We start from the raw sequence: 21,881 nt of genomic DNA, 5'->3' as shown, positions 1-21,881 counted from the left end.
AAGAAGGCAGGGGAGGGCAATGCGGGGAGTGCGCAGGGGAGGGTAAAGCAAGGAAAAGCGGGAGATGCGAGACTCGTCGCCAACTGTCGTGAACGGTGCTCGCGGGCCAATTTGTATCAAGCACGCACAGCGGACGGAAAGCCGTCACGATGTGATGTAGGTCACTTTCGAGTTTATTCACTAAATGACCGGGTACTAGCGCATGTTTATGCAGGTCAGGGTCGGTGAATGCGAGACGGCGCGGACTCCCGGACGGGGGGAGCGGATCGGGCAAACTGGCCGGATCTCGCACTGTCCAGATCTGCCACGGCCGGGGAGCGCACGGTGAGCACAGCAAATACAGGCATCGACCCGCTGCTCGGGCTGCGCGCCCCGCAGGACCCGCCCTGCGACGTCTTCCTGACGGGCACGGTCTTCCTGGACATCATCTTCACCGGCCTGGACAGCGCACCGGTGCGCGGCACCGAGTCCTGGGCCAGGGGGATGGGCTCCAGCCCCGGCGGCGTCGCCAACATGGCCACCGCGCTCGCCAGACTCGGACTGCGCACCTCGCTGGCCGCCGCGTTCGGCGACGACCACTACGGGGAGTACTGCTGGGACGCCCTCGAACAGGGTGAACACATCGACCTGGCGATGTCGCGCACGGTACCCGGCTGGCACTCACCGGTCACCGTCTCCATGGCGTACGAGGGCGAGCGCACGATGGTCTCCCACGGCCACGAGGCGCCGGCCCCCGACACCCCCGTACCCGGCCGGACGTTCCCGCACTGCCCGCCCCGCGCCCGCGCGGCCATCGCCTCGCTCACCCCCGGCCGCAGCGAGCCGTGGGTGGCCGGGGCGGCCCGTAGCGGCGCTCTGGTCTTCGCCGACGTCGGCTGGGACGAGACCGGCCGCTGGGACCTGGACGCCCTCCCCGACCTGCGGCACTGCCTGGCCTTCCTGCCCAACGCCGAGGAGGCCATGCGCTACACCCGCACCGACTGCCCGCGCGCCGCCGCACACGCCCTGACCGAGCGGGTACCCCTCGCCGTGGTCACCCTGGGTGCGGAAGGCGCGTACGCGGTGGACCGGGCGACCGGCACCGCAGCGGAGGTGCCCGCCATCGAGGTGGAGGCATTGGACCCCACCGGGGCGGGCGATGTGTTCGTCGCCGGGTTCGTCACCGGCACCCTGGCCGGCTGGCCGCTCGCCGACCGCCTCGCCTTCGCCGGACTGACCGCCGCCCTCTCGGTGCAGGAGTTCGGCGGATCACTGTCCGCACCCGGCTGGGCGGAGATCGCCGCATGGTGGCAGCAGGTGCGCGCCTGCGCCGACCAGGACCCGGCGGCCCTGGAGCGGTACGCGTTCCTCCAGGAGCTGCTGCCCGCCGCCAGCCGGGCGTGGCCGCTGCGCCGGGCCGTCCCGACCATCGGCTTCCGGCAGTGAAGGCCCGATGATCGCGCGGTAAAACCTCTCGGTGTTGTCAGTACGGAGTCGTACGCTGGTACTCCAGAGGCAGTCGAGCAGCGACTGCCCTGCAACGGGAGGTATGTGCAGGCCCGAGGGCCGGCCCATGACTCAGTCACCTACACAGCCGCAGGCGCGTGCCCAGATCAGGATTCCGGCCGCACACCCCATGGTGATGCTCCTGGGATCGGGTGACTCGCTGCTGCGCGTGATCGAAACGGCGTTCCCGGCTGCCGACATCCATGTCCGGGGCAATGAGATAAGCGCGACTGGAAGCGCGGCGGACGTCGCCCTGATCCAGCGCCTGTTCGACGAGATGGTGCTGGTGCTCCGCACCGGACTGCCGATGACGGAGGACGCTGTGGAACGCTCGATCGCCATGCTCAGGGCGAGCGGGAACGGCAACGGGGACGGCGTGGAGACCCCCGCCGAGGTGCTCACCCAGAACATCCTCTCCAGCCGTGGCCGCACGATCCGCCCCAAGACGCTCAACCAGAAGCGCTACGTCGACGCCATCGACAAGCACACCATCGTTTTCGGTATCGGCCCGGCAGGCACCGGCAAGACCTATCTCGCGATGGCCAAGGCGGTCCAGGCCCTGCAGTCCAAGCAGGTCAGCCGGATCATCCTGACCAGGCCGGCCGTCGAGGCGGGGGAGCGGCTCGGCTTCCTGCCCGGCACGCTGTTCGACAAGATCGACCCGTATCTGCGCCCGCTGTACGACGCGCTGCACGACATGCTCGACCCCGACTCGATCCCGCGGCTGATGGCGGCGGGCACGATCGAGGTGGCGCCACTGGCGTACATGCGCGGCCGGACGTTGAACGATGCTTTCATCATCCTGGACGAGGCGCAGAACACCAGCGCCGAGCAGATGAAGATGTTCCTGACCCGGCTCGGCTTCGACTCGAAGATCGTCGTCACCGGTGACGTCACCCAGGTCGACCTCCCGACCGGGACGAAGAGCGGTCTGCGCCAGGTGCAGGAGATCCTGGAAGGTGTCCCGGACGTGCACTTCTCCCGGCTCACGTCCCAGGATGTCGTCCGGCACAAGCTGGTCGGCCGTATCGTCGACGCGTACGAGAAGTACGACAACGCAGAGGGCCGAGACGGCCGCAACGGGAAGTAGTCGCACCGCACCATGTCGATCGACGTCAACAACGAGTCCGGAACCGAGGTCGACGAGCAGGCGATCCTCGACATCGCCCGCTACGCGCTCGCCCGGATGCGGATCCACCCGCTGTCCGAACTCTCGGTGATCGTGGTCGACACCGCGGCCATGGAGCAGCTCCATATCCAGTGGATGGACCTCCCGGGACCGACGGATGTCATGTCCTTCCCGATGGACGAGCTCCGTCCGCCGGCCAAGGACGACGAGGAGCCCCCGCAGGGGCTCCTCGGTGACATCGTGCTCTGCCCCGAGGTCGCGAAGAAGCAGGGCGAAGAGGCGGACACCGGGCACTCCATGGACGAGGAACTGCAGCTCCTCACCGTCCACGGAGTGCTGCACCTCCTCGGTTACGACCACGAGGAGCCGAACGAGAAGGCCGAGATGTTCGGCCTGCAGGCGGCGATCGTCGACGGCTGGCGCGGTGAGCGCGGGCTGACCGGGCCGTCGCCCGCCCCCACCGTCTCGTGAGCGTCCCTCTCGTCACGGGCGTCGTCCTGCTGCTCGTCGTCGGCTGGCTGGCGGCCTGCGCCGAGGCCGGGATCGCCCGGACGTCGAGCTTCCGCGCAGCGGGCGCCGTCCGGGCCGGCCGGCGCGGCAGCGACAAGCTGTCGCAGGTCGCCGCCGACCCCACCCGCTACCTCAACGTGGCGCTGCTCGTGCGGGTCGCCTGCGAGATGTCGGCAGGCGTACTCGTCACGTACGCCTGCCTGAGCGAGTTCCCGGAGACCTGGGAGGCGCTGGCCGTCGCCATGGGCGTGATGGTCCTCGTCAGTTACGTCGCCATCGGGGTCTCGCCGCGCACCATCGGCCGCCAGCACCCGCTGAACACGGCCACGGCGGCGGCGTACGTCCTGCTGCCGCTGGCCAGGATCATGGGCCCGGTCCCGCAGCTGCTGATCCTCATCGGCAACGCGCTGACCCCGGGCAAGGGCTTCCGCAAGGGCCCCTTCGCCAGTGAGGCCGAACTGCGCGCCATGGTCGACCTGGCCGAGCAGGAGTCGCTCATCGAGGACGAGGAACGCCGCATGGTGCACTCGGTCTTCGAGCTGGGCGACACCCTCGTACGCGAGGTGATGGTGCCCCGCACCGACCTGGTCTGCATAGAGCGCTACAAGACGGTCCGCCAGGCGCTGACGCTCGCCCTGCGCTCCGGCTTCTCGCGGATCCCGGTCACCGGCGAGAACGAGGACGACATCGTCGGCGTCGTCTACCTCAAGGACCTGGTCCGCAAGACGCACGTCAACCGGGAAGCGGAGTCCGACCTGGTCTCCACGGCGATGCGCCCCGCCGCGTTCGTACCCGACACGAAGAACGCCGGTGACCTGCTGCGCGAGATGCAGCAGGACCGCAGCCACGTCGCGGTCGTCATCGACGAGTACGGCGGCACGGCGGGCATCGTCACCATCGAGGACATCCTCGAGGAGATCGTCGGCGAGATCACCGACGAGTACGACCGTGAACTCCCGCCGGTCCAGGAGCTGGAGAACGGCTGCTTCCGGGTGACCGCCCGGCTCGACATCGGCGACCTCGGGGACCTGTTCGGCCTCGACGCGTTCGACGACGAGGACGTGGAGACCGTCGGCGGTCTGCTGGCGAAGGCGCTCGGACGGGTTCCCATCGCCGGGGCCTCCTCGCTGGTCGACCTCCCCGACGGCCGCAGGCTCCGGCTCACCGCGGAGTCCCCTGCCGGCCGCCGGAACAAGATCGTCACCGTGCTGGTGGAACCGGAGGGAACGGAATCGGAATGACTCCCCAGGAGTTGCGGGCGTTCTGCCTGGAGTTCAACGCGAGTGCCGAGGAGTTTCCCTTCGGCCCCGAGACCTCGGTCTTCAAGGTCCTCGGGAAGGTGTTCGCCCTCAGCGCGCTGGACGCCCGGCCGCTGACGGTCAACCTCAAGTGCGACCCGGACGACGCCGTACGCCTCCGGGAGAAGCACACCGCGATCGTGCCCGGCTGGCACATGAACAAGCGGCACTGGAACACGGTCACGGTCTCCGGGCTCCCGGGCCGGACGGTCCGGGAGCTGATCGAGGACAGTTACGACCTGGTGGTGGCCGGTCTCCCCAAGGCGGAACGCCTGAAGCTGGACCGGCCGTAGGGCGGCGCTCAGCCCGCCCGCCGCAGACCCGCGCCCGCCGCCACACCCGCCGCCACCAGGATCACCGCGGCGGCAGCCACCACCAGCCGCACGCCGTCGAACAGCGTGCCCTGCGTCGTGGCGAGCACGCCCAGCAGCGGGATGCCGACCGTGATGCCCACCTGCTGGGTCGTGGTGACCAGACCGGTCGCCAGGCCCTGCTCCCCGTCCGGGACACCGGACGTCACCGTCACCCCGTACGAGATGATCGCTCCCAGGTGGAACATGCTGGCCAGCGAGACGGCCACCGTCGCGAGCAGGACACCCGAGTCCTCGCCGAGACCGAGCAGCGCCCCGATGAACAGGCCCTGGCCGAGCAGGGACACGACCAGGGTCGGGCGGGCGCCGAAGCGGCCGATGACCCTCGACGCGCACATCCCCGCCGCCACCGAGGCGATGCCCTGCACGCCGAAGACCAGCCCCGTCCCGAAGGCGGAGAGCCCCAGCACCTCCTGGAGGTACAGGGTCAGGACGAAGACGACGGTGCTCATCATCGAGAAGGTCGCCAGACCACCCAGGTTGCCGAACGCCACCGTGCGGCGGCGCAGCATGGGAAGGGAGACCAGGGGGGCCGCCGAACGGGACTCGACGATCCCGAAGGCCGCCAGGAGAGCCACCCCCACGACGAGGGTGACGAGGACGTCCGCATCGCCGAAGCCGCGCTGGGCGGCCGTCGACAGCGAGTAGATCAGCGCGAGCAGACCGCCGGTGACTGTCACGGCACCCGGCACGTCCAGCTTCGGCCGGTCCGGCGTACGCGACTCGGCGAGCACCTTCGGTGCCAGGACGAGCACGATCACCGAGGCGAGGGCCAGGAGCCCCATCGTGGAGCGCCAGCCGAGCGTGTCGGTGAGCACACCGCCCGCCACCATGCCGACGGTGAAGCCCAGCGAGAGCAGTGTGCCGCTGATGCCCAGGGCCCGGTCCCGCAGAGGACCCTCCGGGAACGTCGTCGTCAGCAGCGACATCCCGGTCGGCACGATCACGGCCGCGCCGAGCCCTTGCAGCGCCCGTCCCGCGAGGAAGGACGCGGGGTCCCAAGCCAGCGTCGCCAGCAGGGAGGACGCCCCGAACAGGGTGAGGCCGGTGAGGAACAGCCTGCGCCTGCCGTAGAGATCGGCGATCCGGCCGAAGAGCAGCAGGAAGCCCCCGGACGGCAGGGCGAACGCCGTGACGGCCCACTGGAGCCCCGACGTGCTGAGCCCCAGATCCCTGCCGAGGACGGGCAGCGCCACATTCAGTACGGAGAAGTCGAGCGCCACCATGAACTGGGCGGCGCACAGCACGAAGAGCACGAGACGGGCCCGGCCCGAGAGCCGGGCCGGTGCGGGGTTCACGGGGTCAGCGGTGCCGACGGGTGCGGTGGTTGGGGTTTCGATCGCCATGTGCGACAGCCTGGATCCGCAGGAATATCCGTGGGGAGCGGGAACTTATCCTGTTGGCCGCACCACCAGGCAGGCGCGCGCACGGACACGGACACCAGGGGGAGTACGTGGCCTCACCGGCCCGGAAAAGCACCACGGCCCGCGGTATCGCCGACGACAAGGCGCACCGCCTCGCCGAACTGCGGGAGTTCCTCATGAGCCGCAGGGCCAGGGTCACCCCGGCCGAGGCCGGACTTCCGGACGGCGGGGCCCGCAGACGTACCCCGGGGCTGCGCCGCGAGGAGGTCGCCGTCCTCGCGGGCGTCGGCGTCTCCTGGTACCAGTGGCTGGAGCAGGGCCGCGACATCACCGTGTCGCCCCAGGTCCTGGACTCCGTGGCCCGGGTGCTGCGGCTCAACAGCGCGGAACGACGCCACCTCTACGTCCTGGCAGGCCTCAACCCGCCCGCGCCCGAGGTCGATCCGGCCGACCGCGACATGTGCGCGGGCCTCACCCGGCTCATCGACGCCTGGATGCCCTTCCCGGCCCACATCATGGACCGGTACTGGAACACCGTGCTCTACAACGACGCGGCGTCGGCGGTGCTCGGCATGCGTCCCGGCATCGTGCAGAACTGCATGATCGCCTTCTTCACCGACCCGGTGTACCGGGCCAGGTCGACGCAGTGGGAGATGATCGCGTCCCAGGTCGTCGCGCAGTTCCGGGCCGCCTGCTCGGACCACCCCGAGGACGAGGGGTTCCGTGCCGTCGTCGCCGAGGCGAGGAGGCTCAGCACCGAGTTCGCCGCGCTCTGGGACCAGCGCGACGTCGCCCCCGGCGGCCAGGTCCGCAAGGAGCTGCAGCATCCGCTCGTCGGCACACTCAGTGTGGAGTCCACCCAGCTGCGGGTCCCGGCCCGCCCGGACCTGGTGATCGTGCTGCACACCCCGCTGCCCGACTCGGGTACGGAGGCCAAGCTCCAGTGGCTGGCCTCGCCCGAGGGACGGCGAGGCTCGATGTACCCCGTGCCCGGATGACCGGACCCCGTTGCGGGGCGGGTCCCCTCCCGCTTCGTATGCTCAGCACATGACCGACAGCACCGACCTCGGACCCGAGGACCGCAAGATCGTCACGCTGGCCCGCAGCGTCCGCGCCCGCAACGGAGTGCCGGAGGGCGCCGCGGTACGGGACGAGACGGGACGTACGTACGCCGCGGGCACCGTCGCCCTGGACTCGCTGAAGCTCAGCGCGCTGCAGACCGCCGTCGCGATGGCAGTGGCCGGCGGGGCGACCTCCCTGGAGGCCGCCGCGGTCGTCTCCCAGGCCGAGGCCCCCTCGGCCGAGGACCGGGCCGCCGTCCGTGACCTGGGCGGACCCGACACGCCCGTGCTGCTCGCCGGGCCGGACGGCACGCTGCGGACCACCGTCGCCGCGGGCTGAACAGGGACGGATGCGCCCTGCTGTGCAACGCCGCCGCCGGGATCGGGGAGAATGGGCGCCATGAGCGCTCGACCGAACACAGAAGCTGCTGCGCAGCAGGCTGAGAACAACGCCCCCCACCGGGCCGGCTTCGCCTGCTTCGTGGGCCGCCCCAACGCGGGCAAGTCCACCCTCACAAACGCTCTGGTCGGTCAGAAGGTGGCGATCACGTCCAACCGCCCCCAGACCACCCGGCACACGGTGCGAGGCATCGTGCACCGTGCCGACGCGCAGCTGATCCTGGTGGACACGCCGGGTCTCCACAAGCCGCGCACACTGCTCGGGGAGCGGCTGAACGACGTCGTACGGACCACCTGGGCCGAGGTCGACGTCATCGGCTTCTGTCTGCCCGCCGACCAGAAGCTCGGCCCCGGCGACAAGTTCATCATCAAGGAACTCGCCGGGATCAAGAAGACCCCGAAGATCGCGATCATCACCAAGACCGACCTGGTCGACTCCAAGGCGCTCGCCGAGCAGCTCCTGGCCGTCTCCCGCGTCGGGGAGGAGCTCGGCTTCGAGTGGGCGGAGATCATCCCGGTCTCCGCGGTCAAGGACCAGCAGGTCGGCCTGCTGGCCGACCTGATCGCCCCGCTGCTCCCCGAGAGCCCCCCGCTCTACCCGGAGGGCGACCTCACCGACGAGCCCGAGATGGTCATGGTCGCGGAGCTGATCCGGGAGGCCGCGCTCGAAGGCGTCCGGGACGAGCTGCCGCACTCCATCGCGGTCGTCGTCGAGGAGATGCTGCCCCGCGAGGACCGCCCCGCGGACAAGCCGCTGCTCGACATCCACGCGAACGTCTACATCGAGCGCCCCAGCCAGAAGGGCATCATCATCGGCCCCAAGGGGCAGCGGCTGAAGGACGTCGGCACGAAGTCGCGCAAGCACATCGAGGCACTGCTGGGCACGCCGGTCTTCCTGGACCTGCATGTGAAGGTCGCCAAGGACTGGCAGCGGGATCCCAAGCAGCTGCGCAAGCTGGGTTTCTGAGCGGCACCGGCGCGGGCGGGCGGGCCGCCCGGAAGGGCGCCCTCCTGGCCGCGCCGGCCTGCGCACCCTCCTGGCCGCCCGGCTACGCGCCCTCCTGGAGGATCCGCGCGATCAGCGTGCGCTGCTCCTCGGTCAGGCGGGGGTCCGCGCAGTGGACGGTCCGGTCGCCGACCGTGATCCGGTAGCGGAAGCCGTCCGGCACGCCCGCGGGCGGACCGTCCCGGCCCGCGGCGAGTGCGGCCTCGGCGAGGGTCTCCCACTCCGCTGCGTCGGGCCGCCCCGAGGTGTCGACCTCGCCCCGGCGTGCGATGCCGGCGAACCCGCCGGTCCGGCTCACCTGAATCCGCATTGCGCACCGGCTCCTGTCTGATCCGCCCGGACGGCCCCGCTCGTACCTGCCGGCTCCTACCCGCTCATCTGGTCGGCACGCCGACCTCCGACCACGCCTTGAGCACCGCCTCCGCCTCGTCGCCCTCCCCGAAGCGGCTCCGTGCCGCGGCGACCGTCAGCCGGGCGAAGTCCGCGAACTCCGCGTCCTGGGCGAGAACGCCCCCGGTCAGTACGTCGAACCAGATCTGGCCGGCCCGTTCCCACGCGTTGCCGCCGAGCGCGGTGGCCAGCAGGTAGAACGCGCGGTTCGGGATGCCGGAGTTGAGATGCACCCCGCCGTTGTCCTCGTCCGTCTCGATGTAGTCGTCCATCGACGCGGGCTGCGGGTCCTTACCGAGGACATCGTCGTCGTACGCCGTGCCCGGAGCCTTCATCGAGCGCAGCGCGACCCCGCTGACACGGGGCGCGAGCAGGCCCGCGCCGATGAGCCAGTCACCCTGTTCGGCGCTCTGGCCGAGCGAGTACTGCTTGACCAGGGAGCCGAACACGTCCGACACCGATTCGTTGAGCGCGCCCGACTGGCCCTGGTACTCCAGGTTGGCCGTGTACTGGGTCAGACCGTGCGCCAGCTCGTGGGCGATCACGTCGATGGCGACCGTGAAGTCGAGGAAGATCTCGCCGTCCCCATCGCCGAAGACCATCTGCTCGCCGTCGAAGAACGCGTTGTTGTACTTCTCGTCGTAGTGCACGGAGCCGATCAGGGGCAGCCCCTTGCCGTCGATCGAACTGCGGCCGTACGCCGTGAGCAGGAGCTCGAAGGTGGCGCCGAGTCCCGCGTACGCACGGTTGACGCTGGCGTCCTGGGTGGCTTCGTCGCCCTCGTCACGGACCTTGTGACCCGGCAGGTCCGTGCCGTGGCGGCAGTCGTACAGGGTCCGGTGGGGCTTGGAGGGGACCGGGGCCGAGGTGCTCGGAACCTCGGGTGAGTAGGCCAGCGCGGTCGTCCGGCGGCGGTCGCGCCGGGCCCCGTCGGCCTCCAGGGTGCGGCGGGCAGGGTCGGCCAGGCGCGGGTCGTCGGCCTGGGAGAGCTTGTCGAGGACATGGGGCGGCACGATGGTGCAGAAGACGGGGTGGAACCCGTCGTTCGGTCGAGGCTGCATGCAAATGACTGTGGCATTCCGTGATCGCACTGTCACTGGTTGCGATGGTGATTGACGAAATGGAGTGATGAGTCACCGTTTTGCCCACACGGTGATCCGATCCCGCATACTGATACGGACCCACGCATCAGGCGCCTCTCGGTTAGTCTTGCCGCATCATGCGTTTCGGGCTGCTCCTTCTTAGCTGCCGCGGCGAGGGCCTGTAGTCGTAGGCCGGCTCCCTCCCCGCGGAGTTCGCTGTTGCAGCGACACAGTCGGCCGCCCCTGCTGGACCTCCTAGGAGCCCTACGCCATGACTGCCGTAAATCCCGCTGCGAACGCCGCTGTGTCCGTGAACGCCGACGACGCGGCCGCCCCCGTCAACGGGCCCACTCCGGTCACCAACGCGACGCAGCTCCAGAAGCCGTCCGGGATGCCCGTTCACAAGTACCGCGGGTACGAGGCGGTGGACATCTCCGACCGTACGTGGCCGGACAACCGCATCACCCGGGCGCCCCGCTGGCTGTCCACCGATCTGCGCGACGGCAACCAGGCACTGATCGACCCGATGTCCCCGGCCCGCAAGCGCGAGATGTTCGACCTGCTCGTCCGCATGGGCTACAAGGAGATCGAGGTCGGCTTCCCGTCCTCCGGCGAGACCGACTTCGCGTTCGTGCGCTCCATCATCGAAGAGGGCGCGATCCCCGAGGACGTGACGATCTCCGTCCTGACGCAGGCCCGCGAGGAACTGATCGAGCGGACCGTCGAGTCGCTGGTCGGCGCCCGCCGCGCCACCGTCCACCTGTACAACGCCACCGCGCCCACCTTCCGCCGCGTGGTCTTCCGCGGTTCGAAGGAGCAGGTCAAGCAGATCGCCGTGGACGGCACCCGGCTGGTCATGGAGTACGCGGACAAGATCCTGGGCGACGAGACGATCTTCGGCTACCAGTACAGCCCGGAGATCTTCACCGACACCGAGCTGGACTTCGCCCTGGAGGTCTGCGAAGCCGTCTGTGACGTCTGGCAGCCGGAGGAGGGCCGCGAGATCATCCTGAACCTGCCCGCCACCGTGGAGCGTTCGACGCCGTCCACGCACGCGGACCGGTTCGAGTGGATGTCCCGGAACCTGAGCCGCCGCGAGCACGTCTGCCTGTCGGTCCACCCGCACAACGACCGCGGCACCGCCGTCGCCGCCGCCGAACTGGCGATCATGGCGGGCGCCGACCGCATCGAGGGCTGCCTGTTCGGCCAGGGCGAGCGCACCGGGAACGTCGACCTGGTCACGCTGGGCATGAACCTGTTCTCCCAGGGTGTCGACCCGCAGATCGACTTCTCGCAGATCGACGAGATCCGCCGCACGTCCGAGTACTGCAACCAGATGGAGGTCCACCCGCGCCACCCCTACGCGGGCGACCTGGTCTACACCGCCTTCTCCGGCTCCCACCAGGACGCCATCAAGAAGGGCTTCGACGCCATGGAGGCCGAAGCGGCCGCCCGGGGCAAGGGAGTGACCGTCGACGACCTCGAGTGGGCCGTGCCGTACCTGCCGATCGACCCGAAGGACGTCGGCCGCTCGTACGAGGCCGTCATCCGGGTCAACTCGCAGTCCGGGAAGGGCGGAATCGCCTACGTCCTGAAGAACGACCACAAGCTGGACCTGCCGCGCCGGATGCAGATCGAGTTCTCCCGGATCATTCAGGCCAAGACCGACGCCGAGGGCGGCGAGGTCACACCGAACCAGATCTGGTCGACGTTCCAGGACGAGTACCTGCCCAACCCGGACAACGCGTGGGGCCGCGTACAGATCCGCTCCGGCCAGACGACGACCGACACGGACGGCAAGGACACGCTCACCGTCCAGGCGACCGTCGACGGTTCGGACACCGTGCTGACCGGCACGGGCAACGGTCCGATCTCCGCGTTCTTCGAAGCGCTGCAGGCCATCGGCATCGACGCGCGTCTGCTGGACTACACCGAGCACACGATGAGCGAGGGCGCGAGCGCCCAGGCGGCCTCCTACATCGAGTGCGCGATCGACGGCAAGGTGCTGTGGGGCATCGGTATCGACGCCAACACCACGCGCGCCTCGCTCAAGGCGGTCGTCTCCGCGGTCAACCGCGCGACGCGCTGACGGCTCCGCCGACCCTTCGGAGATACGTCCGAGAAGTCGCGGATCCATCCGGTTCAGGAGCCCCGCCCACCCGCCGAGGGTGGGCGGGGTTCGGCCATCTCCGGGTGTTGTGACATCCGGGATACTGACGCCACATCACGCATGTGGCTAACATCACGTCCAATGCGGCAATGTTGCCGGAGCGTTTCGGAGGTGTGCGACGTGCGGTCAGCCAAAGGACAACGCGCCATAAGACTGCGTATCTGCGGCATCCGCACCGCATGGGACACCACGGGCGACGGCGAGTTCTTCTGCCCCGGCTGCGGAGGCGACCGCAACTACCGGCGTCTGACCGGACGCAACCGCTTCACCGTGCTCGGCCTGCCGCTGCTGCGGCGCGGCGGCACCGGCCCCGTGATCGAATGCGCCGCCTGCCGGGCCCACTTCCCGACCGACACCCTCGAACACCCCACCACCACCCGGTTCTCCGCCATGCTCCGCGAAGCCGTGCACACCGTCACGCTCGCCGTGCTCGCCGCGGGCGGAACCACCTCCCGTACGGTCCTGGAGGCCGCGGCGGCCACCGTCCGCGACGCCGGACTCGACGACTGCACCCAGGAACAGCTCTTCACCATCGTCGAGGTGCTCGCGGCGGACGCGGGGCACGGCGACAGCACCGGCCCCGCGGCCGAGGCCTGCGGCGCCGCCCTCGCCATCGAACTGCACGAGGTGCTGAAGCCGCTCGCCCCGCATCTGGCGGTGGCCGGACGCGAGACGGTCCTGTTGCAGGGCGCCAGGATCGCGCTCGCCGACGGCCCGTACAGCCCGGCCGAACGCGAGGTGCTGACGACGGTGGGCGGCGCGCTCCAGCTCTGCCCCGGCGACACCGCCGAACTGCTCGCGGCAGCCGCGCGCACGCCTTCGTAGGCCCCGGAGCCGCGCGTACGCCCTCACGGCCCCCGGTACTCCCCAGGGAGTACCGGGGGCCGTGTGTCACCCCCGGCAGTAGAGGCGATGTCCCTCCCGCGTGCGACGAATCGGCTTTCCCCGGACGGGAGTCTGGACTGGACCGACACCGTCCAGGAGGGGAGGGCCCACGTCATGGGGGCCGAAACGGAAATGAGCGGCGCGCGACCACAGCCGGAGCCGAGATCACGGCTGCGACAGGCGCTGCCCTGGCTGATCGTCGCCCTCTGGGTCGCGCTGATCGCCGTCGTGGGGCCGTTCGCCGGCAAGCTCGGGGACGTACAGCGTGACCGCGCCGTCGACTATCTGCCGGCGGGTGCGGACTCCACCCAGGTCGCGAAGATCCAGGACACGCTGCCCGGCGGCGAATCGACCGACCTCGTCCTCGTCTACCACCGGGACGGCGGACTGACTCCGGCCGACCGGGCCGCGGCCGGTGAACAGACCTCCGAGATCGCGCGGAGCCACACACTCTCCGGCACCCCCCGGGGCATCGGGTCCAAGGACGGTTCGACCCTGATGTTCCCGGTCTCCTCAACCGAGCCCGGCCAGGACGAGGAAGCCAGGGCCGCGTTCGTCGGCGAGGTGCGCGGGGTCGCCGAGGGGAGCGGCGGGCTGAGCGTCGAGGTCGGCGGCCCCGGGGCGTTGCTCACCGACGCCCAGGAGGTCTACACGTCCCTGGGCGGTCCGCTGCTCTACACGACCGTCGCCGTCGTCGCGATCCTGCTGATCCTGATCTACCGCAGCCCGTTCCTCTGGCTGGTGCCCCTGGTCGTCGCCGGGCTCGCCGACTTCCTGTCGATGGCAGTGGTGTACGGGCTCAACCAGGGCTTCGGCGTCACCGTCAGCGGCCAGAGCTCGGGTGTCATGAACATCCTGGTCTTCGGCGCGGGAACCGACTACGCCCTGCTGCTCGTGGCCCGCTACCGCGAGGAACTGGGCCGCTGGGCACGGCCCCGCGACGCCATGGCCGCCGCTGTGCGCGGCTGCGGGCCCGCTGTCGTCGCCTCCTCGGGCACCGTCGCGGCCGGCCTGCTGTGCCTCCTCGCCGCAGACCTCAACAGCAGCCGGGGCATGGGACCCATCGCGGCCGTCGGGGTGCTGTGCGCCCTCTTCGCCATGATGACCCTGCTGCCGGCGCTCCTCGTGCTCCTGGGCCGCCGCGTCTTCTGGCCGCTCGTTCCCGCGTACGGCAGCACCCCCAGGAAGCGCCGGTCGGTCTTCGCCGCCATGGGCAGCTCCGCCGGACGCAGGCCGGTCGCCGTGCTCGTCTCCGGAGGAGTACTGCTCGGCGCACTCGCGCTCGGTGTGTTCAGCATGCCGGGCGACCTCAAACAGGAGGACTCCTTCACCAGCAGGCCCGAGTCGATCACCGCGATGGAGACCCTCTCCACCGCCTATCCCGAGTTCTCCACCCAGCCGATCACCGTCATCACCCCCACCGGCCGGGCGGACGCAACCCTTGCGGAAGCCCGTACGACCGAAGGCGTCGCGTCGGCCGAGCGCGGCCGCAGCGGCGGCGGCTGGACGGATCTGTCCGTCACGGCCCAGGACCCGCCCGAATCGGCGGGGGAGCAGGCCACCATCAAGGCCCTGCGCGGCGGTCTGGACGGCAGCCACGTGGGCGGGCCCAGCGCACAGCAGATGGACCTGGAGAAGACCAGCGCCCGCGACCTGAAGATCGTCGTGCCGCTCGTCATCCTCTCCGTCCTGCTCATCCTGGTCGTGCTGCTCCGGAGCCTCGTCGCCCCGCTGCTGCTCATCGCCGCCGTCGTCGCGGTCTGGGGAGCCTCGCTCGGCATCGCGGGACTCGTCTTCGAGCCGCTCCTCGGCCTCCAGGGCACCGACCCCGGACTTCCCCTGCTGTCCTTCGTCTTCCTGGTGGCGCTCGGCGTCGACTACGGGATCTTCCTCCTGCACCGGATGCGGGAGGAATGTCTCTCCGGAGCCGAACCGACCGCAGCCGCGCTCACCGCCCTGCGCACGACCGGCGGGGTCATCGCCTCGGCGGGGCTGGTGCTCGCGGCAACCTTCGGCGTGCTCACGAGCATGCCGATGACGGCCCTGGTCGAGATGGGCTTCGTCATCGCGGTCGGTGTGCTCCTGGACACGTTCCTCGTACGCACCTACCTGGTGACCGCGGCGAGTGTGGCTCTGGGACACCGGGTGTGGTGGCCGGGCGCACTCGGCCGCAGGCCGACCGCGGACCGCCCCCGCACACCGGAACTCACGGCGACCCGCTGACGGGAACCACGCAACTGACCGAGGATGGCAGCGTGTCCGCAACCCGAACCACACGCCGTGGCGAGCGCGTCCTGGCCGTCGTCAACCGCGACCCCATGGACGCGCCGCACAAGCTGCGCACCGACGCCCTCATCGCGGGGGGCGCCGGTGTGCTGTCCGTCGTGCTCGGTCTCTTCACCGACGACGGAAGGGCCCCCGACGCGGTCGGTTGGGTCCTGCTCCTGGCCGGTGTCGTGCCCCTGGTGTGGCGCCGCAGCAGCCCCGTCGTCGTCCTGCTCGCGATGATCCCGGTCCTCATGGCCTACCACGGGATGGACTACGCGCACACGGCACCGATGCCGCAGACCCTCATCGCGCTCTACACCGTGGCGGTGACCGGCCGTCCCCTGCGCACCCTCCTCACCGGCGGCGTCGTGATCGGCGCGATGGTCTCGGTCGTATCGGCCATCGACGCCCACCAGGGGCTCGAACTGCTGCGGATCTCCGGCTGGATCATCGCCGTGCTGTTCTTCGGTGTGGACGTGCGGTTCTACCGCCGGTACGTCGCCTCCGTCGTGGAGCGCGCGGAGCGGGCCGAGCGCACCAGGGAGGAGGAGGCCCGGCGCAGAGTCGCCGAGGAGCGGCTGCGGATCGCACGCGACCTGCACGACCTCCTGGCCCACAGCATCACCGTCATCGGGGTGCAGACCTCCGTGGCCTCGCACATCCTGACCGTCGACCCGGAGCGCCTGGACCGCGAAGCCGTCGCGCGGGCCCTCGACGACATCGCGGGGACCTGCCGGGAGGCCCGTGCGGAACTGCGCACCACCCTCCAGGTCCTGCGCGCGGCCTCCCACGAGAGCGACGGGCCGCTGCCCGGCCTGGTCGCCCTGCCCGGTCTCGTACGGGCTGCCGAGGCGGCAGGAGCGACGGTGGAGCTCTCCGTACGGGATCCGGCGGAGGGGATCGCACCGGCGACCGGCGCCGCCACGTACCGGATCGTGCAGGAGTCGCTGACGAACGCCGTACGGCACGCGGGGCCGGGGGTACGGATCAGGGTCGTCGTGGAACCCGACCCCGGCAGTCCGGCCCTGCGGGTCACGGTCACCGACGACGGCGCGGGGCGGGAAAGCCCCGGTACGGGCGGCGCCGGGCCCGGATTCGGCATCGTGGGGATGCGGGAACGCGCACGCAGTTCGGGCGGCACACTGGCCGTGGGACCCCTTGCCGGGGGCGGCTTCGAAGTCGCGGCGGTGCTGCCGCTGCCCGGACCGCGGGACGGCTCGTCGCCCGGACCGCACGACGGCGAGCGTGCCACCGTCACCGCAGACGCAGGCGAGCGTGCCACCGTCACCGCAGACGCAGGCGAGCGTGCCACCGTCACCGCGGACGCAGGGGAGACCGCGCGATGATCCGGGTCCTGCTCGCCGACGACCAGACCCTCGTCAGGGCCGCCTTCGCGATGCTCGTCGGGTCCGACCCCGGCATGACCGTCGTCGCCGAGGCCGGCACCGGCCTCGAAGCGGTCGAGAAGGCCCGCTCGGCGCGGGCCGACCTCGTCGTCATGGACATCCGCATGCCCGAGCTCGACGGCATCGAGGCCACCCGCCGCATCGCCGCCGACGAGGACCTCGCCGGGGTCAAGGTCCTCGTGCTGACGACGTACGACACCGACGACCACGTCGTGGAGGCGCTGCGTGCGGGCGCGTCCGGCTTCCTGGTCAAGGACACCCGGCCCGCCGAGCTCCTCGCCGCCATCAGGACGGTGGCCGCCGGCGAGGCCCTGCTCTCCCCGGGCCCGACCGCGCGGCTCATCGCCCGGGTGCTCAGCGCTCCCCGCGCGCCCGACACCGCGGTGACCGGAGGCCCGGACCGTCTCTCGGACCGCGAGCGCCAGGTTCTCGGCCTCGTCGCACGCGGGCTGAACAACACGGAGATCGCCGAGACCCTGGGGCTCAGCCCGCTCACCGCGAAGACACATGTGAGCAGGATCATGGGCAGGCTGGGCGCCCGGGACCGGGCGCAACTCGTGATCATCGCCTACGAGTCCGGCCTCGTCGTACCCGCGAGCCACCAGGAATGAGGACCGCCGACGGACCGTCGTCCCGGTGGGCGACAATGGGCGCATGAGCTTGTTCCGGGACGACGGCGTCGTGCTGCGTACGCAGAAGCTGGGCGAGGCCGACCGGATCATCACGATCCTGACCCGCGGCCACGGCCGGGTGCGCGCCGTCGCGCGCGGGGTGCGGCGCACCAAGTCCAAGTTCGGGGCGCGGCTCGAACCCTTCTCCCACGTGGACGTGCAGTTCTTCGCACGCGGCAGCGAACTCGTCGGCCGCGGTCTTCCGCTGTGCACCCAGGGCGAGACGATCGCCCCGTACGGCGGCGGCATCGTCTCCGACTACGGCCGCTACACCGCGGGCACCGCGATGCTGGAGACCGCCGAGCGCTTCACCGACCACGAGGGCGAGCCCGCGGTCCAGCAGTACCTGCTGCTGGTGGGCGGGCTGCGCACCCTCTCGCGCGCCGAGCACGCGCCGAACCTCATCCTCGACGCGTTCCTGCTGCGTTCCCTCGCCGTCAACGGCTACGCCCCCAGCTTCGACGACTGCGCCAAGTGCGGAATGCCCGGTCCGAACCGGTTCTTCTCCGTCGCGGCGGGCGGCGTCATATGCGGCGACTGCCGGGTACCCGGCAGCGTCGTACCCTCAGCGGAGGCCCTTGAGCTGCTGAGCGCACTGCTCACCGGTGACTGGGAGACGGCGGACGCGTCCGAGGCGCGTCATGTCAGGGAGGGCAGCGGACTGGTGTCCGCCTATCTGCACTGGCATCTGGAGCGCGGGCTGCGCTCGCTGCGGTACGTAGAGAAATGACACAGGGAGACGAGAGAGCTCATGGCAGTACGCGGGATTCTCGGTGGTCGTAGCCGGCGCGAGTACAAGACCCCCGAGCCGCACCCCTCCGGCGCCACCCCGCCGAAGATCCCCGGCGAGCTGGTCCCCAAGCACGTCGCGGTCGTGATGGACGGCAACGGCCGCTGGGCCAAGGAGCGGGGCCTCCCGCGCACCGAGGGCCACAAGGTCGGCGAGGGCGTCGTCATGGACGTCCTCAAGGGCTGCATCGAGATGGGTGTCAAGAACCTCTCGCTGTACGCCTTCTCCACCGAGAACTGGAAGCGCTCGCCGGACGAGGTGAAGTTCCTGATGAACTTCAACCGCGACGTCATCCGCCGCCGGCGCGACGAGATGGACGAGCTGGGCATCCGGATCCGCTGGGTCGGCCGCATGCCGAAGCTGTGGAAGTCCGTCGTCCAGGAGCTCCAGGTCGCCCAGGAGCAGACGAAGGACAACGACAAAATGACGCTGTACTTCTGCGTCAACTACGGTGGCCGGGCCGAGATCGCCGACGCCGCGCAGCGCATCGCGCAGGACGTCGCGGCGGGGAAGCTCGACCCGTCGAAGGTCAACGAGAAGACGTTCGCGAAGTACATCTACTACCCGGACATGCCGGACGTCGACCTCTTCGTACGTCCCAGCGGCGAGCAGCGCACGTCCAACTACCTGATCTGGCAGAGCGCGTACGCCGAGATGGTCTTCCAGGACGTCCTGTGGCCGGACTTCGACCGCCGGGACCTGTGGCGCGCCTGCCTGGAGTTCGCCCGGCGCGACCGCCGTTTCGGCGGCGCGGAGGAGGAAGCGGCGACGGGGCAGGGTCCGGCCGTCTGACCGGTCTGTACGATCATGGCCCGTCGAGCAGGGGAGGGGCCGTGACGCAGGAACCGGACGTCGTGGAGCGGGGGGCGGTCGAGCTGAGATTCCGGCTGACCGCCCGGGACTGCACGAGCGCGCTGCGGGCCCGCAGCAGGGTCAGTGCGGAGGGCAGGCGCAGCCGGCTGCTCGGAGTGCTGCTGCTGGTGCTGGTGGCCGTGCTGGTGGCACTGGAGGCGGGGCTCGGGGTCGACTTCCCGCTGCCGATGTACGTGCTGCCGGTCATCACGGGCCCGTTGATGTTCCTGACCCCGTGGCTGATGGCCCGTCAGGTGTGGGGTTACGTCAAGCGGCAGGGTGAGTCCCGCGTCCGGGTGGACGAGGACGGCCTGACCGTGACCATGGACCACTCCAGTGGTTCCGTGGGCTGGGCGGCGCAGCCGCGGTACCTGGAGACCGACGAGCTCTTCGTCCTGCTCAGTGACGACCGCAACGCCACCGCGATGACCCTGATCGCCAAACGCGGGGCCGACGGCCCGGCAGCGGTCGACCGGCTGCGCGGGATACTCGACCGCCATCTGACGAGAGTCTGAGTCCTCCGGGGGCCCGGAGGACCTCCGGGGCGGGCGCCCTACTCGGTGGGTGACGCGCACTCCGCGCAGGTCCCGAAGATCTCCACCGTGTGCGCCACGTTCACGTAGCCGTGCTGCGAGGCGATCGTCTCGGCCCACTGCTCCACGGCAGGTCCCTCGACCTCCACGGCCTTGCCGCAGATCCGGCACACCAGGTGGTGGTGGTGGTCCCCCGTCGAGCAGCGCCGGTAGACGGCCTCGCCCTCCGTCGTGCGCAGGACGTCGACCTCGCCGGCGTCGGCGAGGGACTGCAGGGTGCGGTAGACCGTCGTCAGCCCGACCGAATCGCCCCGGTGCTTGAGCACGTCGTGCAGGTCCTGGGCGCTGCGGAACTCGTCCACCTCGTCCAGCGCAGCGGCGACCGCCGCCCGCTGCTTGGTGGACCGGCCGCGTACCGGGGCCGCGTTCGTGCCACTGATCGGCGCCGTGGCCACAGGTGCCTCCTCATGTCGCCCGTACGTATGTCGGGCCATTGTGCCAGCCCGTACCGGCGGCACGGTCGACACGTCAGACATGGACGTCGTCCGTGGCCGTGCGGGCCTTCGGTACCTCAAGGGTGCACTCCGACTCGTCCGCGCCGCGTCCACGGGCGCGCCTTCGGGCCAGTGGTGCGGCGAGTGCGGTCAGCGCGATGAACACGGCGATGGCCAGCAGCACGATCGTCGCGCCGGGCGGTACGTCCTGGTAGTACGAGGTCACGGTGCCGGTCAGGGTCACGGCCGTACCGATGACGACGGCCAGGACGAACGTCACCTTGAAGGACTTCGAGATCTGCTGCGCCGCCGCGACCGGGACCACCATCAGCGCGCTGACCAGCAGCAGACCGACGACCCGCATCGCCACGGTGACCGTCACCGCCGCCGTCACGGCGACCAGCAGGTTGAGGGCCCGCACCGGAAGACCGGTGACCCGGGCGAACTCCTCGTCCTGGCTGACCGCGAACAGCTGCCGTCGCAGCCCCACCGTCACCAGCACCACGAAGGCGGCCAGCACGACGATCGCGGTGACGTCCTCCTCGGACACCGTCGACAGCGAGCCGAAGAGGAACGAGGTGAGATTGGCGTTGGAGCCGGTGTCGGAGAGGTTGATCAGCATCACCCCGCCCGCCATGCCGCCGTAGAACAGCATGGCCAGGGCGATGTCGCCCCGGGTGCGTCCGTACCAGCGGATCAGCTCCATGACGACCGAGCCCGCGACGGCGACGAGCGTGGCCATCCAGACGGGGTTGGTGGAGAGCAGGAAGCCGAGACCGACGCCGGTCATCGCGATGTGCCCGATGCCGTCGCCCATCAGGGCCTGGCGGCGCTGGACCAGGAAGATGCCGATGGCGGGGGCGGTGATCCCGACCAGGACGGCCGCGATCAGGGCCCGCTGCATGAAGGGAGGTGTGAGGAATTCCATGATCAGGTCAGCAGTCCCGTCCGGACGGGCTCGGAGGCCGCGTGGGGGTGTACGTGGTCGTGGCCGGGCAGGGCGTGCTGGCCCAGGGCCTCGGGGGGCGGTCCGTCGTGGGTCACGCAGCCGTCGCGCAGCACGATCGCCCGGTCGATCAGCGGTTCCAGTGCGCCGAGCTCGTGCAGGACGAGCAGCACCGTCGTACCGGCGGCGACCTGCTCGCGCAGCGTCTCGGCGAGGATCTCCTGGCTGGCCAGGTCGACGCCGGCCATCGGTTCGTCCATGATCAGCAGTTCCGGCTCGGAGGCCAGCGCGCGGGCGATCAGGACCCGCTGGTGCTGCCCGCCGGACAGGGCGTTCACGGAGTCCTTGGCCCGGTCGGCGAGTCCGACGAGCTCGATGGCACGGTCGACGGCCGCCCGGTCCGCCTTGCCCGGCAGCCTCAGCTTCGTACGCGAGAGGCGCCCGGAGGAGACGACCTCGCGGACCGTGGCGGGGACGCCGCCGGCCGCGGTGGTGCGCTGCGGTACGTAGCCGACGCGGGCCCATGTGCGGAAGCGGCGCAGCGGGGTGCCGAACAGTTCGACGGTGCCGCCGGTGAGCGGGACCTGGCCGATGACGGAGCGCACGGCCGTGGACTTGCCCGATCCGTTGGCGCCGAGCAGTGCGGCGACCTCGCCGCGGTGCACGGTGAGGTCGACGCCGCGCAGCACGGGGCGCGCACCGAGCGTCGCCGTGGCTCCGCGCATGCTGATCACGGGTTCGGGCTTGCTGGGCTCGGGCATGAGCGCCTCC

22 protein-coding genes are annotated in these 21,881 nt (G+C 70.5%); 16 read left to right on the top strand and 6 right to left on the bottom strand.

What is annotated here, in order from left to right:
- Positions 1–324: 324 nt before the first annotated feature.
- From ABZS61_RS02140 to ABZS61_RS02120, 5 genes are all read left to right on the top strand, one after another.
- Positions 325–1,425: a PfkB family carbohydrate kinase gene (locus ABZS61_RS02140; RefSeq protein ID WP_356414738.1), complete on the top strand. Its 1,101-nt coding sequence runs from the start codon at positions 325–327 to the stop codon at positions 1,423–1,425.
- Between the two features lie 127 nt (positions 1,426–1,552).
- Positions 1,553–2,575, top strand: a complete 1,023-nt coding sequence (locus ABZS61_RS02135) for a PhoH family protein (protein WP_356414735.1) — start codon at positions 1,553–1,555, stop codon at positions 2,573–2,575.
- Positions 2,576–2,587: 12 nt separating this feature from the next.
- Entirely contained in the window at positions 2,588–3,085 is a 498-nt protein-coding gene (ybeY, locus tag ABZS61_RS02130) for an rRNA maturation RNase YbeY (protein WP_329211222.1), read from the top strand.
- Positions 3,082–4,365 (top strand): hemolysin family protein, encoded by a 1,284-nt coding sequence (locus tag ABZS61_RS02125; protein ID WP_356414731.1) that lies wholly within the window; start codon positions 3,082–3,084, stop codon positions 4,363–4,365. Before ybeY ends, ABZS61_RS02125 begins: the two co-directional genes overlap by 4 nt.
- Complete coding sequence (locus ABZS61_RS02120) at positions 4,362–4,715, top strand: MmcQ/YjbR family DNA-binding protein (RefSeq protein WP_356414728.1); 354 nt, start codon at positions 4,362–4,364, stop codon at positions 4,713–4,715. The genes ABZS61_RS02125 and ABZS61_RS02120 overlap by 4 nt, the downstream gene beginning before the upstream one ends.
- An 8-nt stretch (positions 4,716–4,723) precedes the next feature.
- Here ABZS61_RS02120 and ABZS61_RS02115 read toward each other — a convergent pair whose 3' ends face one another.
- Positions 4,724–6,139, bottom strand: coding sequence for an MFS transporter (locus ABZS61_RS02115; protein ID WP_356414725.1), 1,416 nt, complete (start codon positions 6,137–6,139; stop codon positions 4,724–4,726).
- A 107-nt stretch (positions 6,140–6,246) separates the two neighbouring features.
- On the opposite strand from ABZS61_RS02115, the gene ABZS61_RS02110 reads away from it, so the two are divergent.
- From ABZS61_RS02110 to era, 3 genes are read left to right on the top strand one after another with little or no spacing between them, the layout of a single operon-like run.
- The gene (locus tag ABZS61_RS02110; RefSeq protein WP_356414722.1) at positions 6,247–7,155 is read left to right on the top strand and encodes a helix-turn-helix transcriptional regulator; all 909 of its coding nucleotides are present in this window, start codon (positions 6,247–6,249) and stop codon (positions 7,153–7,155) included.
- A 49-nt stretch (positions 7,156–7,204) separates the two neighbouring features.
- The gene (locus tag ABZS61_RS02105; protein WP_329211230.1) at positions 7,205–7,558 is read left to right on the top strand and encodes a cytidine deaminase; all 354 of its coding nucleotides are present in this window, start codon (positions 7,205–7,207) and stop codon (positions 7,556–7,558) included.
- Between the two features lie 51 nt (positions 7,559–7,609).
- On the top strand, positions 7,610–8,584 hold the full coding sequence (era, locus tag ABZS61_RS02100) for a GTPase Era (RefSeq protein ID WP_356414719.1): 975 nt from the start codon (positions 7,610–7,612) through the stop codon (positions 8,582–8,584).
- Positions 8,585–8,666: 82 nt separating this feature from the next.
- On the opposite strand, the gene ABZS61_RS02095 is transcribed toward era, so the two are convergent.
- Positions 8,667–8,933 (bottom strand): protealysin inhibitor emfourin, encoded by a 267-nt coding sequence (locus ABZS61_RS02095; protein ID WP_356414717.1) that lies wholly within the window; start codon positions 8,931–8,933, stop codon positions 8,667–8,669.
- 64 nt (positions 8,934–8,997) lie between these two features.
- Positions 8,998–10,074 carry a M4 family metallopeptidase gene (locus tag ABZS61_RS02090; protein ID WP_356414714.1) on the bottom strand — a complete coding sequence of 359 codons (1,077 nt, stop codon included), beginning with the start codon at positions 10,072–10,074 and terminating at the stop codon, positions 8,998–9,000.
- Positions 10,075–10,366: 292 nt separating this feature from the next.
- Here ABZS61_RS02090 and leuA point away from each other — a divergent pair, with 292 nt between their 5' ends.
- The 8 genes from leuA (at position 10,367) to ABZS61_RS02050 (ending at position 19,652) form a co-directional block, all read left to right on the top strand.
- On the top strand, positions 10,367–12,184 hold the full coding sequence (leuA, locus tag ABZS61_RS02085; RefSeq protein WP_356414711.1) for a 2-isopropylmalate synthase: 1,818 nt from the start codon (positions 10,367–10,369) through the stop codon (positions 12,182–12,184).
- A gap of 201 nt (positions 12,185–12,385) precedes the next feature.
- A complete protein-coding gene (locus tag ABZS61_RS02080) occupies positions 12,386–13,090 on the top strand; it encodes a TerB family tellurite resistance protein (protein ID WP_356414709.1) in 705 nt (234 codons plus the stop codon).
- A 174-nt stretch (positions 13,091–13,264) separates the two neighbouring features.
- A complete protein-coding gene (locus ABZS61_RS02075; protein WP_356414706.1) occupies positions 13,265–15,373 on the top strand; it encodes an MMPL family transporter in 2,109 nt (702 codons plus the stop codon).
- 32 nt (positions 15,374–15,405) lie between these two features.
- Positions 15,406–16,764 (top strand): histidine kinase, encoded by a 1,359-nt coding sequence (locus ABZS61_RS02070; protein ID WP_356414702.1) that lies wholly within the window; start codon positions 15,406–15,408, stop codon positions 16,762–16,764.
- Positions 16,761–17,435: a response regulator transcription factor gene (locus tag ABZS61_RS02065; RefSeq protein WP_356414699.1), complete on the top strand. Its 675-nt coding sequence runs from the start codon at positions 16,761–16,763 to the stop codon at positions 17,433–17,435. The genes ABZS61_RS02070 and ABZS61_RS02065 overlap by 4 nt, the downstream gene beginning before the upstream one ends.
- Before the next feature lie 43 nt (positions 17,436–17,478).
- Entirely contained in the window at positions 17,479–18,225 is a 747-nt protein-coding gene (recO, locus tag ABZS61_RS02060) for a DNA repair protein RecO (RefSeq protein WP_356414695.1), read from the top strand.
- A 21-nt stretch (positions 18,226–18,246) separates the two neighbouring features.
- Positions 18,247–19,077: an isoprenyl transferase gene (locus ABZS61_RS02055; RefSeq protein ID WP_329211247.1), complete on the top strand. Its 831-nt coding sequence runs from the start codon at positions 18,247–18,249 to the stop codon at positions 19,075–19,077.
- Positions 19,078–19,118: 41 nt separating this feature from the next.
- The gene (locus ABZS61_RS02050) at positions 19,119–19,652 is read left to right on the top strand and encodes a hypothetical protein (RefSeq protein ID WP_356414691.1); all 534 of its coding nucleotides are present in this window, start codon (positions 19,119–19,121) and stop codon (positions 19,650–19,652) included.
- Between the two features lie 38 nt (positions 19,653–19,690).
- On the opposite strand, the gene ABZS61_RS02045 is transcribed toward ABZS61_RS02050, so the two are convergent.
- The 3 genes from ABZS61_RS02045 to ABZS61_RS02035 all read right to left on the bottom strand — a co-directional run bounded on the left by ABZS61_RS02045 (position 19,691) and on the right by ABZS61_RS02035 (position 21,871).
- Positions 19,691–20,125, bottom strand: a complete 435-nt coding sequence (locus ABZS61_RS02045) for a transcriptional repressor (RefSeq protein WP_356414688.1) — start codon at positions 20,123–20,125, stop codon at positions 19,691–19,693.
- Between the two features lie 73 nt (positions 20,126–20,198).
- Positions 20,199–21,092, bottom strand: a complete 894-nt coding sequence (locus ABZS61_RS02040) for a metal ABC transporter permease (protein WP_356414685.1) — start codon at positions 21,090–21,092, stop codon at positions 20,199–20,201.
- A gap of 2 nt (positions 21,093–21,094) precedes the next feature.
- A complete protein-coding gene (locus tag ABZS61_RS02035) occupies positions 21,095–21,871 on the bottom strand; it encodes a metal ABC transporter ATP-binding protein (protein ID WP_356414682.1) in 777 nt (258 codons plus the stop codon).
- Positions 21,872–21,881 lie beyond the last annotated feature (10 nt).

Source organism: Streptomyces sp. NPDC005566 (genome assembly GCF_040605575.1).
GTDB lineage: Bacteria > Actinomycetota > Actinomycetes > Streptomycetales > Streptomycetaceae > Streptomyces.
This window is presented reverse-complemented; position numbering and strand designations above follow the sequence as displayed.